Below are 856 nucleotides of genomic sequence, written 5' to 3'. Positions count from 1 at the left end.
CCCCGGGCTGTCGCCGTGGGACGGGGCCCGGAGGCCGACGCCGAGCCGGCCCAGCCCTGCGCCGTCCTGCTCCACCTGCCCCGCCGGGAACTCCTGCCGCACCTGCTCGAGGAGGGGGCCGACGTCGGGCCCGATGCGCACGGCCGCGAGCCCGAGGTCCCCCGCGACGGCGAGCACCTGGCCGAGGTCGGTGTCCGCGGTGGTCCAGCGCAGGGCCTGGCCCCGGGCGCCCGTGGCGTACTGGCGCGGGTTCATGCCCAGGGTGGGGCTCGCCGTCTCGTAGAAGGAGCGGACCGAGCCGAAGCCCGCCGCGAAGATCGCCTCGGTGACCTGCTCGTGCTCGCGCAGCAGCCGTCGCACCTCGCCCGCGCGCACCGCCTGACCGAAGGCCCGCGGCGTCGTGCCCGCGTGGGCGGTGAAGAGGCGGACGAGCTGGCGCTCGCTGCAGCCCGTCAGCTCGGCGAGCTCGGCCGTGGGGAGCGGGCCACCGGCCTCGACCATGGCGCGGCAGGCCCGGACGACGCGGTCCAAGCCTGGGGGTGCGGTGGGGGCCGCGGTCGGGTCGGTGGTCATGGGGATGAGGCTACGGAGCCGCGGGGCGTGTGGGCACTCCGGTTCCGGCCATCCTGGGTCCAGGTCCGGCCACGGAGGGCCCGCGCGGTGCACGGGCACGGAGGACGCGCGCCGGGGCGGGTGCGCGCCTAGCATCCCCGGATGACCTTCACCCCGTGGGACGTGCTCGACTGGCGCCGCCAGGTCGCCGAGATCTACCGCAGCGTCCGGGAGGCGCCGTCGGCCGCCGTCGGGCACGCGCGGTGGGTGTCGGCCCGGGCCGCGCTGCTGCTCGAGCACCCCG

The 856-nt window shown here is 77.8% G+C and carries 1 protein-coding gene; it reads right to left on the bottom strand.

From position 1 onward, the window contains the following. Positions 1 to 573, bottom strand: a 573-nt coding sequence (locus tag L0B03_RS18540; RefSeq protein WP_250448574.1) for a helix-turn-helix domain-containing protein, incomplete at its 3' end; no start/stop codon positions are given. Positions 574 to 856 lie beyond the last annotated feature (283 nt).

The sequence above is a fragment of the Actinotalea sp. C106 genome, from assembly GCF_023630195.1.
Taxonomy (GTDB): Bacteria; Actinomycetota; Actinomycetes; order Actinomycetales; family Cellulomonadaceae; genus Actinotalea.
This window is presented reverse-complemented; position numbering and strand designations above follow the sequence as displayed.